This is a genomic window from Gottfriedia acidiceleris (assembly GCF_023115465.1).
Lineage (GTDB): Bacteria > Bacillota > Bacilli > Bacillales > Bacillaceae_G > Gottfriedia > Gottfriedia acidiceleris_B.
Window position 1 is genome coordinate 2244104 of record NZ_CP096034.1, and the last position, 25360, is coordinate 2269463.

Sequence of the window (25360 nt, forward strand, 5' to 3'; positions counted from 1 at the left end):
TTTTTAAAAGTAAAGTTAGAGCGGTTATCACCACAATGACTCAACTAATTTTGTTAATTTTTATAAATTCTAGCATAGGTTGGAAGGCTAAATACTTTCTTTCCGTTAACTGTACGATAAACAATTACTTTAAAGTAGTATGTTTTCCCTTTTGTCAACTTCACATTTTTAAAGCTAGTTAGACTTCCGCTTGTGTTTGTACCAACCAAACTAAATGTTCCATTCGGAGAAGTGGAACGATAAATTTGATACCCACTTGCTCCATCAATTTTTGACCAAGATAAGGTCATTGAATTAGAACTCAGTTTTTTCACCCAAAGTGTACTAGGTGTTGCTGGGATAGCTTTACCACTCGTGTTTTTTGTGAAAGAAGTATAGCTATTCGTTCCATTAATAGTTCGATATGCTCTTACTTTATAATAATAGATAGTACCAGTTGCAACAGAGTTGTTTGTAAAGGTATTCGTACTTTCATTTAACACCGTACCAACCTTACTATAAGTCCCTGAACTAGAGGTGCTTCGGTATATTTCATAGCCACTAACTCCTGGTAAGTTGTTCCAAGTGATTTTAATCTTGTTGTACGAACTAGAAACAGCCTTTATTGTCGCATCAACTACAGTCGTGTTTGCTGTCGTACTGATATTTCCGATTTCATCTACTGTGTAAATTCCGATTACAGTTCCTGCTTTTTGAGCTGGAATCGTGATGTTATACTTTCCATTTACTGCTACAGTTTCTCCAAGTTTTTTACTTCCTACAGTCGCAGACACTTTCGTACCATTTTCGGCTGCACCTGTTAAATGCGTATCAATATGATAAACAGGGTCAACACTTGGTGTTTTATCTAGAAAATCCGCTTTAATCCGATAAGAGGAAATTGTTGTTCCAGGTAAATCTACTCCAGGTGGTTCAATCGGAACAACGTGAACATAATACGTACCTTTATCTAGATTTAAATTGAGGTGTATCTTTTCACCTGAATTTTGCGTATAGCCGTATGAACCGTATGAACTTAAAGGCATTACCTTGCTATCATAAAGCCACATCGAAAAAAGTCCCACTGTATTATCGAGCACAACACGGACAAAACCATATTTATTTGTCGTAATCTGATAAAAATCTCTATCATTCATATTCGTACAACTTGAAGAATAATATTGGTTTGATGTCAATGGCATGCTTGTTTCGTCTGTATCATTTGGTTCGAAAGTAGTTTTATCTCTTGTAAATATAGATGGAAATGTTGCTTTTATTCGATAAGAAGCAATTTTATCAGCTGTATAGTACGGATCAACATAAAGATAATACGTACCTTGTGGAACGTTCGTACTGAAATAGATCAGACCATTTGGTGATGGTTGGTGAGGGTGGTCTACGTAATTTCCCGAACTATCATAAAGATTAAAATTAAAATTACCAACAATTTCATCAATAGCAATATATACATTCCCTGCTTTGTCTGTTGTCAATTGATAGACATCTCTATCAAGATAATGTTCGGCAGTTGAGCTCGTATATTCTCCATTTTTAAGAATTGTACTTGTTAGCATGGTTTCGTTTGGTTCAAATGTAACCTCATTTCTACTAAACGAAGCTGCATATGTCGCTTTAATTCGATAGCTACCAATAGAAATCCCACTTAAATCGCGCGGTTCTACTTGAATGGTATAACTACCTTTTAGTAGTTTGCCTCTTAAGTTAAGAATTGGATTCGAACCACCATTATAAGTAGTTGAAATGGTCTTCCCATCACTATCAAAAAGAGTTAGATTGTATTTACCGACTGTATTATCGAGTATGATGTAATACTCTCCATCTTCATTCGTTGTAAATTCATATGTGTGTTTCGTTCCTTCTGCTATCTGTGCAGTAATCGGGTTACCATTTTGTATTGGAGTATTCGTTTCTTCTGCAAATGTGAGACCATTAAATGGAATGGTCATCATAAAAACAATTATAAAAATGCTAAATATCTTTTTCATTTTTCCCTCCAGTATCCGTTTCTATTTCCACCTTTATATCCCCTACTCTTTTTACACAAACTTATTTTTATGTTCATCATCAAATCTACCATATTTTTACTAGATTCATACACTTAAATTAATCTATTTTTTTTAAAAAATATTTATTTTCTATAAATGCTTTAAAAGTTTATCTTTAATTGGAACGTAGATATTTGTTCAATTGACTTACATACCTTATTTTAATATCTCTTTGGACGAAGAGACGCTTCTCGATATATTTTAATTTCATACTAACACCACACCGATCCGATAGCATCTTCACTCAACTAATTCACCAAGCTTAGGATGTACTAGGAAGGAAGAAAAAATGGTTACATGTTTTTATTCTTTTAGACAAATAATTTAATAAAACACAATACCTATAAAAAAGGTAATTAGAGTATAATCCTGAAAATTAGTATCTTAAGTCTTGTATTACTACTTTTTACTAATCATAAAAAGAAGTTTAGTATCTTAAAACACTTATTTAAGGGGGCGTATTTGTTGAGAAGAAGTAAAATTATTATAACGTTTCTTACTTTTGTTTTAGCAGGTTCTTTATTTTCAAATACAGCACTTGCAAAAGAGGATAAAGTTAATACTTATGAAAAGATCGAGCTAGTTGGTCTTGGAGACTCCATAACATTTGGTTTCAATTTAGGCATTACTAATAATATACCATCAAACTATGCGTTTCCTTTTCTAATTGGTGAAAACGCAAACCTTGAAGTTCGTGATTTAGGCGTTCCAGGTTGGACGACAGCTAATCTTCTACATGCAATCAAACATGATACCAATTTCAGACAATCAATAAAACATGCAGACTATATTAGTTTGGATATAGGAAATAATGATTTGTTACATATTTTGAAAAAAAGTAATCACTTAGAACAACTTCCTGGAAAAATTGCTTCAATGATGCCGAAATTAACAGGAAATTTAAATGAAATAATTAAGGAAATTCGTAAACTTTGTGATGCTCCGATTGTTTTGTACAATTTTTATAATCCATTTCAAGTAAATAATCAACCGATGCATAAACTATCAAATCAATTATTATCATTTATCATTAATCCTAAAATTGCTAGCATTGCAGGGAAATATAAAAATGTAAAAATAGCTGATGCTTTTTCTGCGTTTGATGAAAAACAAGCAACATATGTTAGAAAGGGAGATATACATCCAACAATTGATGGACAAACTGTACTAGCTAATATCGGAAGGAACGCTCTCGGAATAAAAAAATAAAAATTTTGTATTAAGTTTTTATTTTTCAATTTAACTTATTTATAATTATCGATTAACCATAGATGGTGGTTAATCTTTTTTTTGTAGTCATTTCTAATATTAATTAATTTTGAATCGAGACATAACACATTCATAGTAGAACTATATATTAATATTTACTAAAATGCCGTTAGTTTTGAATCAATGATTTTATATTTAGGAGTGATTTAATGGAAAGTATCCATGAGATACTAAATGAGATTACCTCATTTAAAGAAGGTGATGTATTAGCTACAATTATTCATGTAGAAGGCACAGCCTACCGGAAAGAAGGAACTTCCATGTTATTTAAGGGGAATGGGAAAGAGGTTGGCTTACTAAGTGCCGGTTGCCTTGAAGCAGATTTGTCATATCGAGTTCAAGAAACAAGAGTAAGAAAAACAGCTCAAACTGTTACTTATGACATGAGTGCTGAGGATGATTTAACATGGGGCAATGGAGCAGGGTGTAACGGGATTATTACTGTGCTTTTAGAGCCAATTGATGAAAGTTTGTTTCTTTTACTAACTAAATTAAAAAGATACCTCTTAAATGGTACGAGTGTATCGATGATGAAAATTTTTTCGGATAATAGTAATGAAGTTGAAACATTATTCTTAGTGGATGAAAAGACCTTTTTTGGAAATTGTAATGAACGAAAATTAGTTCAGATTAAAAGTGCTCTTAGTGAATTACATTATACGAATCAAAAAAGTGGTCTTCGAACGATTGAACTGTTTGAAACTAATATGTATTTACATACTTTTCATCCAAAGCCTCGATTATTCGTGTTTGGAGCAGGTAAGGATGCGATTCCTTTAGTAAAACTTGCTTCTTTAGCAGGATTCTTTGTAACTATAACTGATTGGCGAGCAGAACTATGTTCTAAAGAAAACTTTCCAGACGCAGAAAAAATCCTTGTAGGCTTTCCGAGCGAAATCATACCAAGCCTTCAATTGACTGCTTCTGATTCTGCTATTATCATTACCCATCAATTCCAAAAAGACAAGGAAATATTAAATCATATTTTAAATAGTAATCTTAAGTATTTAGGTGTTCTTGGTGGAAAAAAACGAATCCAACGACTTTTGGAAGGTAAAAAAGGAGAGACAGAAATAAATAGTCCAGCTGGCCTGCAAATTGGGGCTGAGGGCCCAGAAGAGATTGCAATCAGTATTGTTGGTGAATTAATTCAGAGACAAAGAATCAAGAAGTTATCTAAGCATGAAGAATAATAGAATCATTGCAATTTTACTTGCTGCAGGTAGTAGTAAAAGAATGGGACAGAATAAAATGTCACTTCCATTAGGTAATTCCACAATTGGAAGTTTCGGTTTACGTAAATTTATCAATTCTAATATTGACCATGTTTTTGTCGTCACAAAAGAAGATGATTCACTAAATTGGATTAGCAAAGATCTTTTTCAAAAACCTTATAAAAATTCATGGACACATGTTCCATGTACAAGTGCTAACGAGGGACAATCATATTCTTTAAAATGTGGTTTAACTCAAGCCCTAAAAACAAAGCCTTTAGGAATCATGATTCTCCTCGCAGACCAACCTTTTTTATCGAACCAAACGATTAATGAATTACATCAAATTTATTTAAACCGTGTTAGTGAGAATTCAACAATTCCTTTTTTAGCAGCAAGCTTTCAAAGTATACCCAGACCCCCAATCATCCTTTCTCCAAATACGATACCTGATTTATTCATGTTAAATGGAGATGAAGGAGCAAGATCAATTATTCGCAATCATACTAATTTAGAAGGTTTGTTAGTTGAATTTGAAAATAAGTGGGATTTTTTCGATATTGATACAAAAGAAGCGTATGATGTAGCGAAAGGAATTGAGCTTAATGGTGATTAATCAAGGACATGCAAACTTTCATTATCCTGCTGTATGGATTCCAGATACACTTGAAAAAGCATACAAATTAAAACAGGAATTCCTTAATGACTCATGCATAATCGCAGGTGGAACTCTTTTACAAACTTATTGGGAAAAGGGAGTACAGTATCCTAAAAATCTAATAAGTATTGAAAACGTAAAAGAATTGCAGGAGTATAAGTTGGTGAAAAATAATCGTCAAACCTTTATCCTAATTGGAGCATTAACCACTTTAGATTGTTGTAGGAGTAAACCAATTTTCCTTAAAAATGTCCCAATATTAGTTGAAGCCATTCGCAATATAGCATCTCCAGCTATTCGAAATAGAGCAACAATTGGGGGAAATATTGCAAATGGTAATGGTGATGTCATTCCTGCATTATTAGTACTTGATGCGAGTCTTATATTATATGATGGACATCATATGCGAGAAATAAAGTTAACAGAATGTATAAAAGATGAGAAATATCTATCAAATTCCATTCTCGTGAACGTTAAAATACCTGTACAAACAAAGAAAGCTAGTGAAAATTATTTCTATAAAAAAATAGGATTAAGAGAGAGTTTTTGTCAAAGTATTGTGAGTATATCTGGTTATTTCAAAATTGGCAAAAAAAAGGTGATTGAACAAGTTTACCTAGCTGTTAGTGGTAGCTCTTTTTCACCTCAGAGGCTAGTAGACACCGAAGAGATGATTAAAAAGTTATACCTACCATCTTATCAATTAAAGGAAATAGCTCAAGCAATCAAAAAGGAATTCAAACCTCCTTCTGACCATTTTACATCCTCAAACTATAAACAGGAGATTACAACTAATATTATTGTTTACGAGATTACTAAAATAGTTAGTAAATAAGAGGTGGACAATGAGTGAAAATTTGATTCCAACAGAAAAAGAAAGAAGAGTTCGTCCGGATGGTTTAAGCAAGGTGAACGGTGAAATGAAATATCTAACAGACCTTTCCTTCCCAAACATGTTATATGGAAAAGTATTAAGAAGCACTGAGCCGCATGCAGAGATTTTATCTATATCAATTGATGAAGCTGAAAAACTTTCGGGGGTTAAAGCGATTGTTACTTATAAGGATATCCCTGGTTTAAATGGTTTTGGTTTAATATTCCCTGACCAACCCGTTTTTTGTAAAGATCGAGTAAGATATGTCGGTGATGCAATTGCTGCTATTGCCGCTGATACAGAAGAAATTGCTGAACAAGCATTGGAATTGATTAAAGTCGAATATAGAAAGCTACCTGTTATTGATAGCCCTGAAATGGCTCTCCGCAAAGAAGCTCCTAAATTACATGAACAAGGAAATATTTTACATCAAGCTAAATATCAAAAAGGTGATGTTTACCAAGGCTTTCGTGATTGTAGTACGATTGTAGAAGAAACATATGAATTACCTAGACAAATGCATGCCTATATGGAAACAGAAGGAGGAATCATAGTTCCTGAAACAAGTGGGAATCTAACAGTATATGTTGGAACACAGCATGGTTTTAAAGATCGTTTTCAATTGTCCAGAATCCTAAATATGCCAGAAGGAAATATTCGAATTATCTCCAGCCCAATGGGTGGTTCATTTGGAGGTAAAGATGAGTTAAATATTCAACCATATGGAGCATTGTTAGCATTAAAAACTAAATGTCCAGTCAAAATTCACCAAAGTAGAAGTGAATCTGTTAAGTCTGGCATAAAGCGTCATCCAATGAAAATTACAATGAAAACGGGTGTAAATGTAAATGGGGAAATTGTGGCACATAAAGTAAAAATTATTGCCGATACAGGTGCATACGCAACATTAGGTCCCGCTGTTTTAGATTTTGCTATCGAGCATGCTCCTGGACCATATATTATCCCTAATATTGAAATTGAAGGATTTTCAGTATTTACAAATAATGGAGTTGCTGGTGAATTTAGAGGATTTGGCGGAAATCAAATATCGTTTGCTCTTGAGGGACAAATAGACCGAATTGCTGAAAAACTAAAAATGGATCCAATTGAATTTCGTTTTAAAAATTTAAGAAAAAAAACTGATTTAGGACCATTAGGTCAAAAGATTGTACCAACAAATGGTGCTTATGATGTATTAAATCAAATATCTAAAAGACTTATACAAAATAATCATAATGAAAAAGATCTTTGTCAGCATTGGAAGTTATATGGAAAAGGAATTGCCCTTACAATGCATGGTGGGGGACTTGGATATGAAAGAATAGATCCAGCTGGAGGTCGGATATCGTTTACGAGAAAAGGTAAAATTGAAGCGGCATTTGGATTTGAAGAATGTGGTCAAGGTTTACTCGCTGTTATCCAAACATTATTAATTGAAGAATTTAATTGTACAATCCAAGATATTAATATTATTATAGGCGACACTGAACTAGTGCCAATTAGCGGTTCTTCAACAGCTTCTAGAGCTACAAGCATGGTGTGGCATTCTCTAAAAAGAATGAAAGATTCATTTAACAATCAGATTCTTGTTCTAGCCCAAAAAGCTACTAGAATACCTATGAATATTCTTAAAATGGGACCGAATGGAATTTGGTTGAAAGGTAAAGGTAGAGAAGATAAATTTATTATGTCTTATAAAGAACTTGCTCAAAAAATGCCTCAAAAGCAAGATATAATCGTTCAAACTTCTTTTGATTTTCCTACAAGTCCTGATGCATCTGTCGGAGGTAGTCACTATCTTTATACGTTCTCAACTGTTTTGGCACAAATTGAGATTGACCTCCTTACAGGTAAAATTAAGATACTTGATCTAGACCAGGTAGTTGCTGCTGGACCAGTTGTTAATCCTTTAGGGTATAAAGGACAAATAGAAGGTGGAGGTGTAATGGCTTTAGGGTATACATTGATGGAAGATTCGTTAATGGAAAATGGAGTTTATGTTTCTGATAACTTTGATACGTATCTAATACCAACAATTTGTGATGTACCTTGTAAATTAAATGTAGAACCAATTGAAAAACTTGATGAAGAAGATTCATTTGGACCTAGAGGAGTTGGAGAAATCGGAACAGTTGCTGTTGCTCCTGCAATTGCTAGGGCAATTTTTGATGCAACAGGTTGTTGGATCAATAAATTACCAATTTCACCAGAATATTTATTGAAATTAATAACTTCAAGGAGATCAGATAATGGGTATGAATAAATATGATCAAGATCAACCTATTCATTTGCTTGAACTTAATTTAAAAATAAATAATATTGAAAAACAACTACATGTTGCTCCAACAACGCGTCTTATTGACATTTTACGAGAACATTTAAAAATGACAGGAACAAAAATTTCTTGTGAAATTGGTCGATGTGGTGCGTGTGCTGTTCATATGGATCATAAACTAGTTAATTCATGTTTAATGATGGCTTATCAAGTAAATAATACTTCAATTTGTACAATTGAAGGGATAGCAGATGTAGAACTCCATCCTATACAGAAAGCTTTCTTAGAAGAAGGAGGGTATCAGTGTGGATACTGTACTCCGGGTATGATTATGGCTGTAAAAGCACTCATCGACACAAATTCAAATCCAACAGAGGATGAAATCAAAGAAGCATTATCGGGTAATCTATGTAGGTGTACTGGATATACAGGAATTATACGCTCGGTCCAAAAAGCAATTGCAATGATAAATCAGATTTAATTATTTAAGTATAAATAACACTAATTTTAAATTTTGTCCTTCTATATTTCCCCTATAGTAAATAGTGGAAATATGAGGGGATTTTTTGCGTTTAGAGATATTTTTTAATTTTCTTTATGGTGCAAATCCTGGTTTTTATACTTCGAATATAATAATCAATCTGGTGATTAATAATAATACAGATAAACTGTCCCTATTTTGTTTGTTTATTTCTTTTAAATATTTTGATGAAATCATAAATTGGTTAATTGTTTTTACTAACTGATCAGTAAAACTAGGTTTTATTTCCGAAAATTCAGAAATATGATATTCTAAAATAGACTGGGTAGTTTAGATTTTTAGTCATCAAAAAAGAAAGGGGATGATGACTTGGTTTCAAATTGTAATTTATCATTAAACGAAGAAAATCAATTAATTAGTCATGTTGACCTACATGAGGTTTTTAATAACATGGCGGAAGGATGTTACTATTTAAATTCAAAAATGGAATTTGTTTTTATTAATAAGGCTGCTGAAGCAATGATTGAAAAGCCGAAAAAAGAGTTAATCGGTGTTTGTTTGTGGGATGCATTACCTAATTATGTAGATACAGATGTATATCATTATTACAATATGGCCTATAATGAACAAAAAATTCAATCATTTGAAACAATAACGGAGTACTCGCTTATTCCATATGAAATTAGGGTCATACCCGATCAGAATGGGATATTAGCAATTTTTAGTAATATATCTGAGAAAAAAATACAGGAAGAAGAGCAGAGATATTTTGAAAAATTAAAAATAATAGGAGAAATGGCTGCTGGTGTAGCGCACGAAATTAGAAATCCACTTACTACAGTAAAAGGATTTTTACAATTAGGGTTACAAAATAAAGATTTTGAAAGCTATCGTCAAATATTTGAAGTTATGATCGATGAAATTAATCGGGTAAACGCAATTATTACTGAATTTCTCGATATTGCAAAGAAAAAGCCTAACAAGCTTGAAGAACATAATTTAAATCAAATAATAAATACTTTATATCCATTACTTGAAACAAGAGCATTAAAAGAGGACAAACTCATTATAAGAGAGCTAAATGAAATTCCTAATTTAATCATTGATCAAAATGAAATTAGACAACTACTTTTAAATATGGTTAGTAATTCTTTAGATGCAATGGATATTAGAAAAATTGTAAAAATACATACTTATATTGAAGACGATAAAATTGTTATGTCAATTAATGATGAAGGAAATGGCATTCCACCAGAAATAGTCGAGAGAATATCCACCCCATTTGTCACATCAAAAGAAAGTGGAACTGGATTAGGATTAGCAATTTGTTATGCGATTGCTAAGCGAAATAACGCAACGATTGATTTTACAACTAGTGAAAATGGTACGAATTTTAATATTAGATTTAATAGATAAGTACTTTGTTAAAGCTTTGTCTAAATTTAAATTAATTGCTATATATTCCTTATAATTTGGTTAAAAGTCATTAATTCTTATATTATTAGCAATCGTTGTCATTACACTTTCTGACATCAATTAAAAATTTTTATTGTAGTCTTAATGTTCATTAAATGGGGTGCCGAAAAGTTCGGTAAAACTGAAATTTCGGCACCCCTTATTTATTGATTAGCAGGAACTTAAAAAGCTACAATTAATACATAAATAAAAGTTCATTAAGACTAACTAACAAAGTCTGATATAATTCATAATTTAAAAAGAAGAACTTCTATTTGGCTAACAGACAAAAGGAGTGTGTAAGATGGAACGTAAAAAAATAAATAAGCTTTTAATTTGGATGGTAATTTTATCTCCGGTTTTATTCTTCCTAATACCGGTATTAGTCGGTTTAATTTTAACACATCCATTTAGACGAAAAACCGAACAAACCCCTGCCGATTATAATTTGCAATTTGAAGAAGTTGAATTTAAGAGCAATCTTGATCAAGTTGTGCTAAGGGGATGGTGGATACCAGCAAAAAATTCAACAGCTAAAACCGTCATTACTGCACACGGGTACACAGATGAACGAAGTCAAAAAAAGATTAATGGTCTTCGAATAGTTCAATCAATTCATGATCAAGGGTATAATGTATTGATGTTTGACTTCCGTAATAGTGGAAAATCAGGTGGACGAACAACAGGAATAGGATATTATGAACAGCATGATTTATCGTCGGCAGTGGAATATGTGATTAACCAACGAAATCAACAAGAAATTGTTTTGCTTGGATGGAGTATGGGTGGGGCGACATGTTTACTGGTTGGTAGTCTTCATCCACAAATTAAAGGAGTTATTGCAGATAGCCCATTTCATGATTTACAAACGTATTTGGAAGATAATTTAAGTGTATGGTCAAAATTACCTAAAAAACCTTTTACGTCAATTATTTTACGTTCGATGAAACATTTATTAAAGATTGACCCAAAAGAAGTGTCACCAGTTATATCAGTTCAAAAAGGAAATTCAACAAATTATTTATTAATTCATGGAAAGAATGATTTGAAAGTACCATTCAGTAGCAGTGAAATGATTTATGAACAAATCCCTAATGAAAACGAAAAAACATTATGGCTAACAGAACATGGCCATATTACTACATTTATTGAAGAACCAGAACCATATACGAAGAAAGTTATTGATTTTATTAATAAGACGTTTTCGTCCTATACAAATTAAATAACTAATTTGATTTTGTAAAACAGATTAACCTTAAAGAGTGGTTGATCTGTTTTTTTTATTAGAGAAAGATATTCTTCAGTACATGAAAGTTGAGCGTGTAGAAAATACTATTATTTATAAATTGGTTTAAATAAAAAGTATAATTTTTGCCCAAAAAAGCTCTATTTTACTAAAAAGGCAGGCGAACTAAGATGGCAAATGAATATCGTTCGCGAGAGGAACGTAAACGGCTGGAAAAGCCTTCTAAAATTTCCAATAAGTCTGAAGGCTTATGGAAAAAAATTACTGTAACATTATTATCAATCGTAATTGTTTTCATACTGATTGGTGTAGGAATATTTTCATATTTAGTTAGCGGAGCACCCGCATTAGATGAATCAAAACTTAAAGTACCGCTCTCTTCTACTATTGTTGATAAAGATGGCAAAGTTGTAGCAGAGTTAGGTAGAGAACAACGTACAAAAGTGTCCTACAATGAAATTCCTAAAGTTGTAGAAGACGCATTTATTGCTACCGAAGATGTGCGTTTTTATCAACATAAAGGCGTAGACATTCGTCGGGTATTCGGTGCAGTTTTAGCGAATATTACTGGAGGGTTCGGATCGCAAGGTGGAAGTACAATCACTCAGCAAGTAGTAAAAAACTCATTTTTATCATCTCAAAAAACAATTAAGCGTAAAGTTCAGGAATGGTACTTAGCTTTTAAATTAGAACAAAGATACTCTAAACATCAAATATTAGAAATGTATTTAAATAAAGTTTACTTCTCAAATGGTCTTAAAGGGCGAGGAGTATATGGTATAGCTAAAGCTTGTGATACTTATTTTAGTAAAGATTTATCTAAAATTACATTACCAGAAGCAGCAACATTAGCAGGTATGGTGAAAGCTCCAAATAGCTATAATCCTGCAAAGCACCCTATTGAGTCACAAAATCGTAGAAATACAGTTTTAAGTCAAATGAAAAAATATGGTTATATTACAGAAGAACAATATACAAGTGCAAAAGCAATACCAATGAAATCATTAGTAAAGGTGCATGAATCTGGTGAAACAAAATACAATTCATTTATCGATGTAGTCGTAAATGAAGTAGAAAAAAACAGTGATGCAAATGTCTATACTGATGGACTAACGATTGAAACAACATTAGATCCTAAAGCTCAGGATAAAGCAGATGAAATATTAAGTAGAGGTAAAAGCTTCTATCCTAGTGATGAATTTCAAACTGGTTTTGTATTATTAGATACGAAAACGGGTGAAATACGAGCAGTAGGTGCTGGTAGAAATACAAGTACTGGTGGTTTAAACTTTGCAACTGATATTAAAAGACAGCCGGGCTCTTCAATTAAACCTATTCTTGATTACGGTCCAGCTATTCAGTATTTAAAATGGTCAACTTATCATCAAATCCTTGACGAGCCTTATACATATTCTAATGGTACACCTATTAGAAACTGGGATCGAAAATATAAAGGTAATATTTCAATTCGATTAGCATTAGTCGACTCTCGAAATATTCCTGCATTAAAGACTTTCCAGGCTGTAGGAAGTGATCGTTCTAGAGAATTTGGAAATGGTTTAGGATTTAATTTTTCGAAAAATACATATTATGAATCTTATTCTATAGGAGGATTCACAGGTGTATCAGCAATGGAGATGGCAGGAGCTTATGCTGCATTTGGAAATGGTGGAATATATACTAAGCCTCACTCCGTTAAAAAAATTATTTATCCTGATAATACTGAAAAGGTATTCGCAACTGAGCCTAAACAAGTAATGAGTGATTATACCGCATATATGGTTACAGATATGCTTCGTGATGTAGTAAAAACACCACTTGGTACTGGTAAGAGAGCAAATGTACCAGGTCTTGATATGGCAGGTAAAACAGGTACGACAAACTATTCTGATGAAGTAAAACAAAAATACGGATTTCCGGATAACGCAACTCGAGATAGTTGGTTTATTGGTTATTCTTCTGATGTAACAATGGCTGTTTGGACAGGGTATGAAAAAAATAAAAAGAATAATTTTCTTGGTAAAGGGTCAACGAATATTGCAAAATACATTGCAAGAGATATGTTAGCGGCCAATGGAGATCGAAACGCTATATTTAGAAAACCTTCATCAGTTGAAGAGATTCGAAACGAATTATACATCCGAGGGGAAAAAGTAGATGATATTCCTAAAGATATAGTAATTGAGTCTGCAAAAAATGTTAAGGCAAATTATGACCCTGTTACAAGTAATATTTCATTAAATTGGACGTATCCTGCAAATCTGCTGCAAAAGACGTCTTTTGAAGTAAGTTATACTGTAAATGGTGCAGCGGGACAAACTCAAAAAATTCAGAGTACAGCAACGAGTATTAATGGAATTGTCCCTGGAGATATTGTAAAAATAACGATTATTGCTATGAGTGCTGAAGGTAAGAGTGGACCTGTTACAGTTACTGTTGATTTATCTTCAACTGAACAACCAACTACTCCACCTGCAAATGAAGGTGGACAAGGAAATGGAAATGGACAGGGAACTGGGAATGGAAACGGGACAGGAGAAGGTACAAAGCCAGGTGATCAAACGCCGGGTACAGGCGGAGAGAATGGAGATAACATTGTCAATCCAATCGTCCCTAATCCCAATAATCCGCAATAAATCTAAATTTAAAACGCATTGAGAAATATCAATGCGTTTTTTCAAGTGAATAAAGTTAAAGGAGTATTAAAATGGAAGATAAAATAAGTATTAATATTTTTTTAAAAGAGTCGGATAATCCATTTGCAAGCTATTATAGCGAAGACTATTTACACTTAAGCTCTGATTTAGAAGATTTTATATTATCTAAACTACTTAGTGCTAAAAGAAAAAAGATAGAGCTCCTTTTTGTTGGTCAAAATAAATTTGATGAAAATTCATTAAAGTCTGCAACGTTTAACTCTTTTTCTAATCTCATGAGAACTGATGAACGAATTTATGCTAGAAATATTAAAAAGACAATTATTTTATTTGTTTTTGGTATTATCATCGGCTTGTTCTATTTAAAGCTTCAAAATAGTCACGCCTATATCGGAGGCATATTAAGCATAATATGTTGGGTATTTATTTGGTCAGGTACTGAAGTATATTTCTTTGAAAATATGCAAATCAAACAAAAGATTAGAAAATGTAAGAACATTCTTAATGCAAATATTTATAAAAAATGACAATGCTAAAGCCCCCGGAAAATCAGGGGCTTTAATTGATTATCTTTATTTTTTACTATTTAATAGGACCAGCTTTTTTATAAGTATCTTTCAAGATGAAGTACGATTGTTTTAGACGTTCATGATAACTAGGCTTTTGCCATTTTTTCCAAGTAAAAGAATAAAAATCATCCGTTAAAAGTTTTCCGTTTTTTTGTCTAACAGTAGAATAGGATAATTCCTTGGTGAACTCAGTAGGACGATAAGTAAGAACTGCTACGTGAATTTTTTTTACATTTTCGTAGCTTTGAAGACCACCTTTCCATAAATCACCCATGATTTCACGTGTACTTGGATCTCTCACATTTAATAATTGCCAAGGGATACGAATTTCTAACACATGATCTTTTTTGTTTAAGGATACATCAGTTAAAGAGTTAAAATCTTTATGATGTGGGTTTCCATCTCCGTAAATTAGTTTACCTGTTTCGTAAGACTCCAAAGGTAAGTTTAGAGATTCCCCGTTTAAATTTGGGATTACTAGTGGTTTATTTAATCCAAGCATGACTTTATGATAGATGCCATTATTTATTAAATTTACTTTCGGTTCAATTGGTGCATAATGTAAAAGATGGGCGTATTCATAATAAAATGGATCATAATAGCTATCCACAAGAACTTGAGATTTATTAGGTCCATTTAAGTCAATTACAAAATCGATTCCATTTTCAGCATTAACTGTTTTAACATTTGGAAGTTGATGTTGTCCTTGACCTGGAATTGTATCCAGTAAAAGCATAATGCCCGTTTTTGACCAATCAAAAGGTTGATTCGTTTTTTCAAAATTTAAAAGAAAATTAATCGTTCGCTCGTCGCTAGACATTGCCCAATTCTTTAATTTCCGTTCATTATCGTTTTGATCAAGAGAATGAATAAAATTAGCATTTTTCATATTTGCGGTTTTGATTTTTTTCCAATCACTTGGATCACCATCTACAGAAATGACATTTTTTGAACTGTTAGGATCAAAAGATAATAAACCAAATTGCTGCTCACTTGTTTGAACATTTGACCAATATGGTCGACGTTCAGGATCATCTAATTGCATATTATTCCATGTTCGTTTAAACCATTCATCTTGCCACGAAAATACAACTCCGCCAGCCATTTTCTCCATTTGAATGTCTTCAAAAAGATGAGCATTAATTTGTCCTTGCTCAGTTTCATTATGAAATCCTTGGTTCCATCCATAACGATTGCGATGAGTCATACCTCTAGAAGATGGTACACCAAATTCTGAAATTAAAACTGGCATATTATGTACCTTCCTTAGATCATGTAAATATCCAGCATAACTATTCTTCTTACCCCGGGAATCAACATAATTCGTATAAGCTAGTTCATAATTTAAAAATTCCGGGTAATATGGGTATACGTGATAGGAAGCAAAATATCCAGGATATAATACTGACTTTGGTTTGACATGATTCGGATTTAATGAAACCATATCTTCATTTTCCTCCGGTTCACTTGGATGATGAATAGGATCTGTAGTTACCCAATTCGCAAAGCTAATTGGACGCTGCCAAGCATATTTTTCGGTTTCATATTTCACGGTATTATCTAATATACTTGCAAGCCAAACTTCAAATGGAGTTGCATTGTTTGTTTGAAAGTACTGACCATTAAAGTCAATTTGACCTTTATGTTTATCATTTGTTGATTTCATCATATTTGGGTCCCACTCTATACCTAAAATCCATCCAATAACGTATTTTGAAATGTTTGAATGGTACTTACCCGAAGCGTGACCTAGCTTTTGAGGGATTTGTGCTTTCCCATGAATTACATCAACAGTTTGACGTATATCATGTTGAAACTCTTTAGTCAGGCTCTCATTGTAAATATCGCCTAATGAATTCATCTTTTCCTCATTGATCCAAACACCGTGTAGTAAATAGAGAGGGTGTTTAGTTTTTTGATTGTATTCAAATAGTGCATCATAAAAAGCAGGAGGATGAAGGGTATATACTCGAATAACATTTGCGTGCATTTTTCCAATGGCTTTAAACCACCTTAGATATTCGGCTTTTGTAATAGCTGTTTCACCAGGAAAGTGTCCTGGATTTGCGATTCCAAGATTTACACCTTTCAGAAGGAAATCTTTTGGGGTTTTTGTTTTATCAAAAAGTTGAAAATAATTTTTACCGATTTGAGCGGGAATTGTAATATTATTTGTTTTATATGTGTATGTGTTAACTTTCTTAATAACTTTACTAGTATTTGTCTGATGAAATAGTATAAACGCCACACCAATCAATAGACAAAGCATCAGCAAAATCAGCCATCTTTTTTTATTTTGTTTCATCATTCTATCCTCCAAAACATTTAAAACTTAATTTATTCGTTTAGTATGCTAAAAGGTAATTTGCTATATGCGTTAGTAGTGAATAAGTTTAACGCCTTTTAATTAGCATTCTTTTGATAAAAAATAAAAGTAAGGTCAAATTATATATTGAAAATGTCGGTTAAAAAAAGTAAAACATGGTTAAATTAACGTTAAGAAAAGTAATTTAATTAAAATTCGTTATATTTTAAATCATGTGAGGAAAAATTATGAATAATAATGATGGAATCAAACCTTCAAGGAAATATGCTAATGGAACAGTACACGAGACTGCTAGTGGGAAATTTAAAGTATTAGATCGCTATTTAAAAGATGGTGTAATAATGATTAAGCTTCAATGGTTAGAAAGCAATGTAATTGAAGAAAACAAAGAAGTAAATGTGTCTGCTTCCATTTATAAATTTCAAAAAAGCAGAGGAATGAATGAAAATAGCGCTTTATCTCAGCCTGTAGAAGTACAATTACTACATGATATCAAAACTAGTTTAGACCGATTATTTGAAATTTTAGATTTAAGGACGGAACTTTCAAATCATGCACTAGAAAAAATTGATGAAAATAGAAAGAAAATTGACGAGAATAGAGAAACTCTAAAGACACAACAAAAAATGATTGAAGAACAAAATAAGAGAATTAACACAATCGTAGATAAGTTGATTGAAAAAATGTAATGATTAGACGAAAGATGACGATATTTTTTAAATAAACAAGTATCAACATGTTGGAGTTAAGAATGGTTTGTTTAGAGTTAACTGTAAAATAAAATACAAATTATAATGGCTCATTTTTCTCTGGTGTTTAACTTTTATAATTAATCAAAAAGACTGCTTAGCGGTCTTTTTTTTATTTGTTGAAAAAAATCATATCTAATAATTTTAAGTTAAGTCAGTATTTATCCAATTTTATTAAACTAAAAACTCAGAATGATAAATATAAATGAGTAATAGAGCATAAATAGAGTATAGCGGAGGAGTGAAGGATGATAAAGGGATTAAAATTAGTTGGGCTAATCGCTTTCATTTCAATTTTGAATGTGATTGTATTCTCTCCAGGTTTAATCGGAATCCAATTAATTAATGCGAGTGCATTTCAAACTGCATTTGGGGTATCGTTCATAATAGCGAATTTGTTAGTACTTCTATTTAGTATGTTTCAACTATATTTCAAGCCTGTTAAAGATAAGCCAATTAAGCAGCTAAAAACAAACGAAGATTTCGTTCTTGCTTTAAGTCGATATAAAAATAATAAAGTACTAAAAGAAGATATCATTACTTCAATTGAGCAAATCGAACGAATGAAAAAGAAAAAAGTCGTATTTTATAACTTATTAACCGATCGATTTTCTCCAACCGAAATTACATACAACAAGTTTGCATCTGTTGTGGACGAGGTTGAGACATTATTTTATTTAAGAATAAGAAACATCATAAATAAGATTAGTACTTTTGATGAACTTGATTATAAAAAAATAAAGGGGAAAGACGGATTACGATACTCAAAGTCATTAATTCAAGAGAAAACAAATCTTATTAATGAATATATCAAATTCGTAAAAAGGGCAATTGAATTGAATGAAGAGATTCTTGTTAATATTGATAAATTAATTTTAGAAATTTCAAGGCTAGATGAAATAGGCATCGATGATATTGAAAAAATGGAATGTATGAAAGAAATCGATACGTTAATTCAACAAACAAAATATTATAGGCAATGAATGGAAGGATGATAAAAATGAGGAAGTTTCTTTTTGCATCTATTGCAGTGATCGTTGTAGTTTTTCTTCTTGTCTATATTGGAATTAATATGACTTCAGAAGATAAAGTTGTGAAAATTACTGATAAAAATAAAAATCAGCAATTAGCTAAAATGATTTCAAAAATAAATATTTCCAAAGCAAAACCAATTAATGGTCAAATTGACTTAAGTACAGCTGATGTAGCAAGTGAACTCCCTGATATTTCTAAATTTCCTGTTTCTGTAGACAATACGACTGATCTTTTTGTTGAAATTTTTTCATCCACTGAAAAATCAAGTGATGGGAAAAATGGTTGGTTAAACGAAGTCGCAACTAAGTTTAATGATGCAAAATTCAATCTAGGTGGTAAGCAAGTATCTGTAAAAATTAGAAACATTGCATCTGGTACTGCAACAGACTTTATTAAATCTGGTAAATATGTTCCTGATGCTTTTACACCGTCAAATGAACTTTGGGGTCAAATGATTACAGCAAGTGGTGTACAAACAGAAACCGTCTCCTCGCGATTAGTTGGGAATGTTCCTGGTATTGTCATTTCAAGGACAAAATATAATGAGTTAATGAAAAAATATAGTAAAGTCAATCCGAAAACCGTCATCGAAGCAATGACAAAAAATGAACTCTCAATGGGGTATACCGACCCTTTTACTAGTTCAACGGGACTAAATTTTTTAGTTACGACTTTAAATTCCTTTGATTCAAATGATGTTCTTAGTGATACTGCTGTGAGAGGGTTTGAAAGCTTCCAAGCAAATGTGCCATTCACTGCTTCTACGACTCTACAAATGAGTGATGCAGCAGAATCGGGCGTTCTAGATGCATTTGTCTTAGAATATCAAACATTTGTTAATTTACCTAATTTAAAAAATAGTTACGAATTTATACCATTTGGAGTGCGACACGACAGTCCACTTTATGCTTTAGGGAATTTACGAAAAGAGAAAATGGATATTTTGAAAAAATTTGCAGAATTTACTGGTCAACCTAATCTTCAAGCACTTGCGAAACAAGATGGGTTTAATGGGTTGAATAGTTACAAATCACAGCTTAAAACGATTGATGGGGATACTTTAAGTGCTGCACAAAAACTTTGGAAAGGAAAGAAAAATACTTCAAATCCAATTGCTGCGGTTTTTGTAGCAGATGTTTCAGGTAGTATGGATGGTAAACCATTAAATGAGCTAAAAGAATCACTCCTTAAAGGGCAAAAGTATTTAGGAAGAGATAATAGCATTGGCTTAATCTCATACTCTGCCGATGTTACGATCAATCTTCCAATTGCAAAATATGATGCAAATCAACAGTCAAAATTTGTTGGTGCCGTATCTAGCCTCGATGCAAGTGGAGATACAGCAACAAACGATGGAATCCTTGTAGCAATTAATATGCTAAAAGAAGAAATGAAAAAAAATCCAAATGTAAGACCGCTCATTTTTGTCCTAACCGATGGCGAGACAAATCATGGGAATTCATTGAAGAATGTAAAAGGAATCATAAAAGCATATAAAATTCCAATTTATACGATTGGTTATAACGCTAATATTAAAGCGCTTGAAAGTATTTCAAATATTAACGAAGCTGCAAATATTAATGCTGATTCAGATGACGTAATCTATAAAATTCGTAATCTCTTTAATGTTCAACTTTAATTAGTAGGAGGATTTAAGAATGTCATTTTCTATGCAAGTTGTAAATGAAGAGGAAATCAAGGCAGTAATTGAAGAACAAGTAAAGCCTGTTCCAGAAGAATTAATGCAATTAAAAGCAACAGCGGATGCAAATGTAGCGATGATTATGGAATTAGACACTGTTTCAAAGGAAACATACGAAAAACGTAAGGAAATTCTTCAATCAATCGAATCATTTGGATTACAGACGATGAAATCTTCTTCAAATAAAAATTCTCTTCTAAAGGTTTCACTTGGCCAACTTGCTAAAAGTGGAGACGAAGGAGGGCAAGTTGCAAAAGGATTATCAGAGCTCCAAGTTCAATTAAAGGATTTAGATCCTAGTGCAATTAATTTTGCAAAATCGGGTTTTTTAGGTAAGTTATTTAATCCTATTCGTTCATATTTTCAAAGATTTGAAAAAGCAGATGTCGCAATCGCAGATATCGTAAAGTCACTTGATAAGGGGAAAAAAATTCTTGAAAATGATAACACGACATTAGAGCATGAACAATTATCACTACGTATGCTTTCAAAAACACTAGAAAAGGAAATCCAACTTGGAACATTAATGGATGAGTCAATTGAAAATCAAATTGAAAAAGCAAAAATCGAAGGGGAAGATCAAGAAAAAATTAAATTCATCTCTGAAGAAGTTCTTTATCCGTTACGACAACGAGTCATGGACCTACAGCAAATGTTAGTTGTAAATCACCAAGGAGATATGTCATATGAGGTTGTCATTCGGAATAATCGTGAATTAATTCGAGGTGTGGAACGTGCAAAAACGGTAACGATTTCTGCATTGAATACAGCTGTAACGGTAGCAAGTGCACTATATAATCAAAAAATTGTTTTACAAAAAATCACTGCTTTAAATCAAACAACAAATACAATTATTGAAGGTACTTCTAGATTATTAAAGGAGCAAGGTGTTGCAATTCAAAAGCAAGCGATGGAATCAGCCGTTTCTGTTGAAACACTTAAAACCTCGTTCACTAACGTCATATCAGCGTTTGAATCGATTAGTACATTTAAACAAGAAGCTTTGCCAAAAATGCGTCAAACAATCCTACAATTTCAAGAATTAGCTGAAGTCGGTTCACAACAGATTGAAAGACTTGAAAAAGGGAATCGGATTGGATTATAGGTGTTGGACTAAAAAAAACTAAGATTGCTTTGATCTTAGTTTTTTGCTTTTTCAATCTTATTAATAATTTGGAAGCACAATTAGGAGGAATAAGTTAACGAACTCTGCTTATTTTAATGCATAATTAAGTCAATCAAACATATCTTCAAAACTATAATATTACCATTTGACCTATGAGGAATTAAATTTAAAACCTTTAAGGGAGATATTCTCATGAAACTAATTGCATTAGACTTAGATGGTACTACACTCAACTCAAAAAAAATAATAAGTGAAGAAACCTTAAACTCGATTAAAAAAGCTCAGGTAGCAGGAAATATCGTTATGATTTTATCCGGGCGTTCACCAAGTTCAGTATATGATGAACTTTTAAAGTATGGTTTAAATTGTCCAGTTGGAGGCCATAACGGGACAGAATTATATGTAAATGGTAAATTAATTGAACTAAATTCCTTAGGGAGACCTCAAGTACAAAAAATTGCCTTAAATATTGAGAAAGAAGACTTACCGTACAATGTTTCTAATAATAAGGGAATATTTGCCCCTAGAAATTGGAATAAACGATTTGAACAACTTGTTTTATCAGGGCGTGTTCCTAAAGAATACTTCTCGAACAGACACTTCAAAATGTTTACTACACCTCCGAACGTATATGGACATTCTTATTTTAGCAAAGTTCAAGAAATAATTGATAATGAGGATTTTACAATTCAAAAGTTTCTTATTTTAACCCTTGATCCAAAACAAATGGAGAGACTTGAAAAAAAATTAAGATTCATAGATGAGATTTTTGTTACGAGTGCCTCACCTTTTAATCTTGAGGTTACTCATATAAATGGAAATAAAGGGTATGGTTTAAAAGCAATGGCATCCTATTTTAATATTCCATTAGAGAATACAGTTGCTATTGGAGATGAAAAAAATGACCTACCGATGTTTAATATAGCCGGATTATCAATAGCAATGGGAAATGCTGAAGAAGAAGTAAAGCTCTCATGTGATGTTGTTACTTTAAGTAATGATGAAAATGGTGTTGCTTATGCATTCGAAAAATATATTTTTAAAGAGTCTAATGTACTATAATAGTAAAGAAATCTAAATACATCTAAATATGCAATGTTTTCCTTGGCTAAATTAGTGTTGAATCATAATTTATCCAAGGGTGTTTTTATTTGTCTATTTTAACTTATGGATTAAAATATAGAATGGTGAGGGGGACTGAATATTGGTTAGAAGGATAAAAGATCTATTTACCATTAAGGGGTATAGTTTATTTGTCATCTGTTTGTTATTTGTAGGGATCGGACTTTCAATCACAACTCCTTATTTATCATTGTATTCTACAAAATATATAGGGATGAGCTCTGGAGCATTTGGTATCTTCATGGCAGTGATTTCATTAAGTGGTGTTTTAGTTAATACATTGATTGCTGAACGTTCTGATCGAGCAATTGACAGAAAATGGATTATTATGATTGCGATGATTTCATCGGCAATAGGTTATGCATCTTATTTACTATTTCATAACTATTATTTATTATTAGTTTTTGTTGCTTTATTTAATGGATTAGGTGCAGCGGCCATGCCACAAATTTTTGCATCCGCACAGGAGTCGGCAAATGCAAGTTTATCTAAAGACAAGACTTTAGCATTATCAACTTTACGCTCACTTGTTTCTTTAGGATTTTTAATTGGACCATTAGTAGGTACTTTAATTTTAAGAGCAAAAGGTTATCATGGACTATTTTGGAGTACATCTAGCATTTATGTCATGATTACTCTTCTAGTATTCTTCTTTTTAGAAAAGAGAAAACCAGTTCAGAACAATATTAAAAAGAAAAACAAGACAAAAGTCACAGTTGCTAAACGAAAACAACTAAGACTACCATTTATAGCTTTTATCTTATTATTTGCAGTTAGTTCGATAAATTGGATCAACACACCTCTTTTTATCGTCAATGAGTTACATGGTACTAATACAGATGTTGGATTAGTCGTTAGTATATGTGCAGGTTTAGAAATTCCAATCATGCTTGTGTTGGGAGTACTTTCTAAAAAAATCTCGAATCATGCATTGATGATCTACGGTTGCTTTATTGGTTTACTCTATTATTTTATCTTAAGCATTTCGACACATACATGGGAGTTAATCGTTGCACAATTGCTACAGGCCACATACATCGCAATCGTTATGGGTAATGGTATAAGCTATTTTAACGACCTACTACCAAATTCACCCGGCTTTTCTGCATCAATTTATGCAAATTGCTCGACAATCGGAAGTTTAGTTGGAAATTTAGGCGGAGGTCTGTTTGCACAAATAGCAGGGTATCGTAATGTTTATTTACTTTGTATATTATTTGTAATTTGTTCACTGTTTATATTATTTAAATCCAAAAACAATGTGGAAATGGAAATATCGACAGGTCATAGTCAATCTGTGTAGTTGATTGTTGATGAATGACACATAAATAACGTATGATTGATCGTTTTTATAAAGTTGATCATGCTCGAACAGGAAAAGGCACAGGACTTGTTTAGCCAATTGCTAAAAGTTTAATGGAAAAAATGAATGGTAAAATTACTGCAGAGTTTAAAGAGAATAAATTATTTATGAAATGTGAATGGTTTTAGAGGTAGTGTTAATTTTAAGTAAAGTCTAAGATGTAAAAATACTAAAATAGTTGAGAGTATAGGTTAAGTTCCCTTCTTGATTGGGACTTAACCTTTTTTTATTAAGTGGATAATTTAAGTAATTTACCTACTATTTATATATTTTTGTATAAATTTGGGAGTATAGAAAGTTATGAGAAGATTTTAAAACATTTTACAGAAGGATTACATTTTATAGATTTCAATTTAATAATAGGTAGATAAGATAATGATGTCCATGGGCAAATAAGAATTTAAAAACAGGAGTGGTAAGATGGGGAGGAGAAGGAAGTTGAAGCATTTATTTTTAATTATTATGTCAGTATTACTTATTTTAAGCAGTGTGAGCTACATACGACCAGTGTATGCATCTACTGATGGGTATAAGCTGTCAGAAGCAGAAAGTTTTATTTCTAGGTCGGGTTCAAATCTTAAAGTTGAAGCTTGTCCAGACGGTGGACAAAATGTTGGTGGAACGAATGATAACCAGTATTTGGAATACGGGAATTTTGATTTTGGAAGCGGTATTAATGGTGCTACAAATTTCAGTGCAAGAGTCGCAGTTAAGGGATCTAATGCTGGTGGAGACATTGAGATTTGGATTGACAGTCCTAATAGTACGAATGGTAAGAAAGTAGGTACCCTTTCAGTTACAGCAACTGCACCAGACAATTGGAATGTTTATCAAACTATGTCTACTGGTATTACTGAGGTTACTGGAGTACATAATGTCTATCTTGTATTAAAGGTTGCGGTTGGAAAAACATATGTTGCCAATATAAACTGGTTTCAATTTTCAAAATCGTTGAACAGTATTTCTCTAACAAAGCTACCAACGAAGACTTCCTATCGCATTGGTGAAAGCCTTGATCTTACGGGGTTAGAGGTCACAGGTACGTATATTGATGGTACAAAACGTGTAGAGGAGATTAGAGCTTCAGATGTGAGCGGAATCAATAGTTCTTCGGCAACAACTAATCAAACCTTAACGCTCACAATACGAGGTAAGAAAGTTACCTACTCAGTAAATATAAATCCATAGATTCTA

Annotated in this window: 19 protein-coding genes; 17 read left to right on the top strand and 2 right to left on the bottom strand. The window is 32.3% G+C overall.

Going from position 1 to position 25360, the window contains the following annotated elements; all coding sequences use genetic code 11:
- Positions 1-53: 53 nt before the first annotated feature.
- Complete coding sequence (locus MY490_RS10930; protein ID WP_248269210.1) at positions 54-1985, bottom strand: Ig-like domain-containing protein; 1932 nt, start codon at positions 1983-1985, stop codon at positions 54-56.
- A 525-nt stretch (positions 1986-2510) separates the two neighbouring features.
- Between MY490_RS10930 and MY490_RS10935 the strand changes: the two genes are divergently transcribed.
- The 10 genes from MY490_RS10935 (at position 2511) to MY490_RS10980 (ending at position 14701) form a co-directional block, all read left to right on the top strand.
- Positions 2511-3254: a GDSL-type esterase/lipase family protein gene (locus MY490_RS10935; protein ID WP_248269211.1), complete on the top strand. Its 744-nt coding sequence runs from the start codon at positions 2511-2513 to the stop codon at positions 3252-3254.
- A 209-nt stretch (positions 3255-3463) separates the two neighbouring features.
- On the top strand, positions 3464-4507 hold the full coding sequence (locus MY490_RS10940) for an XdhC family protein (protein ID WP_248269212.1): 1044 nt from the start codon (positions 3464-3466) through the stop codon (positions 4505-4507).
- Positions 4497-5144, top strand: coding sequence for an NTP transferase domain-containing protein (locus MY490_RS10945; RefSeq protein WP_248269213.1), 648 nt, complete (start codon positions 4497-4499; stop codon positions 5142-5144). Before MY490_RS10940 ends, MY490_RS10945 begins: the two co-directional genes overlap by 11 nt.
- Complete coding sequence (locus tag MY490_RS10950; protein WP_248269214.1) at positions 5134-6021, top strand: FAD binding domain-containing protein; 888 nt, start codon at positions 5134-5136, stop codon at positions 6019-6021. The genes MY490_RS10945 and MY490_RS10950 overlap by 11 nt, the downstream gene beginning before the upstream one ends.
- Before the next feature lie 10 nt (positions 6022-6031).
- Positions 6032-8323, top strand: coding sequence for a xanthine dehydrogenase subunit D (gene pucD / locus MY490_RS10955; RefSeq protein WP_248269215.1), 2292 nt, complete (start codon positions 6032-6034; stop codon positions 8321-8323).
- Positions 8316-8816 carry a (2Fe-2S)-binding protein gene (locus tag MY490_RS10960; protein ID WP_248269363.1) on the top strand — a complete coding sequence of 167 codons (501 nt, stop codon included), beginning with the start codon at positions 8316-8318 and terminating at the stop codon, positions 8814-8816. The genes pucD and MY490_RS10960 overlap by 8 nt, the downstream gene beginning before the upstream one ends.
- A 369-nt stretch (positions 8817-9185) precedes the next feature.
- Positions 9186-10232, top strand: coding sequence for an ATP-binding protein (locus MY490_RS10965; RefSeq protein ID WP_248269216.1), 1047 nt, complete (start codon positions 9186-9188; stop codon positions 10230-10232).
- Positions 10233-10575: 343 nt separating this feature from the next.
- Positions 10576-11493: an alpha/beta hydrolase gene (locus MY490_RS10970; protein WP_248269217.1), complete on the top strand. Its 918-nt coding sequence runs from the start codon at positions 10576-10578 to the stop codon at positions 11491-11493.
- 194 nt (positions 11494-11687) lie between these two features.
- Positions 11688-14153: a transglycosylase domain-containing protein gene (locus MY490_RS10975; RefSeq protein ID WP_248269218.1), complete on the top strand. Its 2466-nt coding sequence runs from the start codon at positions 11688-11690 to the stop codon at positions 14151-14153.
- 71 nt (positions 14154-14224) lie between these two features.
- Positions 14225-14701, top strand: a complete 477-nt coding sequence (locus MY490_RS10980; protein ID WP_248269219.1) for a hypothetical protein — start codon at positions 14225-14227, stop codon at positions 14699-14701.
- Positions 14702-14756: 55 nt separating this feature from the next.
- Here MY490_RS10980 and MY490_RS10985 read toward each other — a convergent pair whose 3' ends face one another.
- A complete protein-coding gene (locus MY490_RS10985) occupies positions 14757-17048 on the bottom strand; it encodes a hypothetical protein (RefSeq protein ID WP_248269220.1) in 2292 nt (763 codons plus the stop codon).
- 248 nt (positions 17049-17296) lie between these two features.
- Here MY490_RS10985 and MY490_RS10990 point away from each other — a divergent pair, with 248 nt between their 5' ends.
- The 7 genes from MY490_RS10990 to MY490_RS11020 all read left to right on the top strand — a co-directional run bounded on the left by MY490_RS10990 (position 17297) and on the right by MY490_RS11020 (position 25354).
- A complete protein-coding gene (locus MY490_RS10990; RefSeq protein WP_248269221.1) occupies positions 17297-17758 on the top strand; it encodes a hypothetical protein in 462 nt (153 codons plus the stop codon).
- Positions 17759-18066: 308 nt separating this feature from the next.
- Positions 18067-18801, top strand: coding sequence for a hypothetical protein (locus MY490_RS10995; RefSeq protein ID WP_248269222.1), 735 nt, complete (start codon positions 18067-18069; stop codon positions 18799-18801).
- 8 nt (positions 18802-18809) lie between these two features.
- Positions 18810-20492 (top strand): vWA domain-containing protein, encoded by a 1683-nt coding sequence (locus MY490_RS11000; RefSeq protein WP_248269223.1) that lies wholly within the window; start codon positions 18810-18812, stop codon positions 20490-20492.
- A gap of 19 nt (positions 20493-20511) precedes the next feature.
- Positions 20512-21660, top strand: a complete 1149-nt coding sequence (locus tag MY490_RS11005; RefSeq protein WP_248269224.1) for a toxic anion resistance protein — start codon at positions 20512-20514, stop codon at positions 21658-21660.
- 213 nt (positions 21661-21873) lie between these two features.
- Complete coding sequence (locus MY490_RS11010) at positions 21874-22743, top strand: Cof-type HAD-IIB family hydrolase (protein WP_248269225.1); 870 nt, start codon at positions 21874-21876, stop codon at positions 22741-22743.
- Between the two features lie 142 nt (positions 22744-22885).
- A complete protein-coding gene (locus MY490_RS11015) occupies positions 22886-24106 on the top strand; it encodes a sugar efflux transporter (protein WP_248269226.1) in 1221 nt (406 codons plus the stop codon).
- Between the two features lie 498 nt (positions 24107-24604).
- The gene (locus MY490_RS11020) at positions 24605-25354 is read left to right on the top strand and encodes a carbohydrate-binding protein (protein WP_248269227.1); all 750 of its coding nucleotides are present in this window, start codon (positions 24605-24607) and stop codon (positions 25352-25354) included.
- Positions 25355-25360 lie beyond the last annotated feature (6 nt).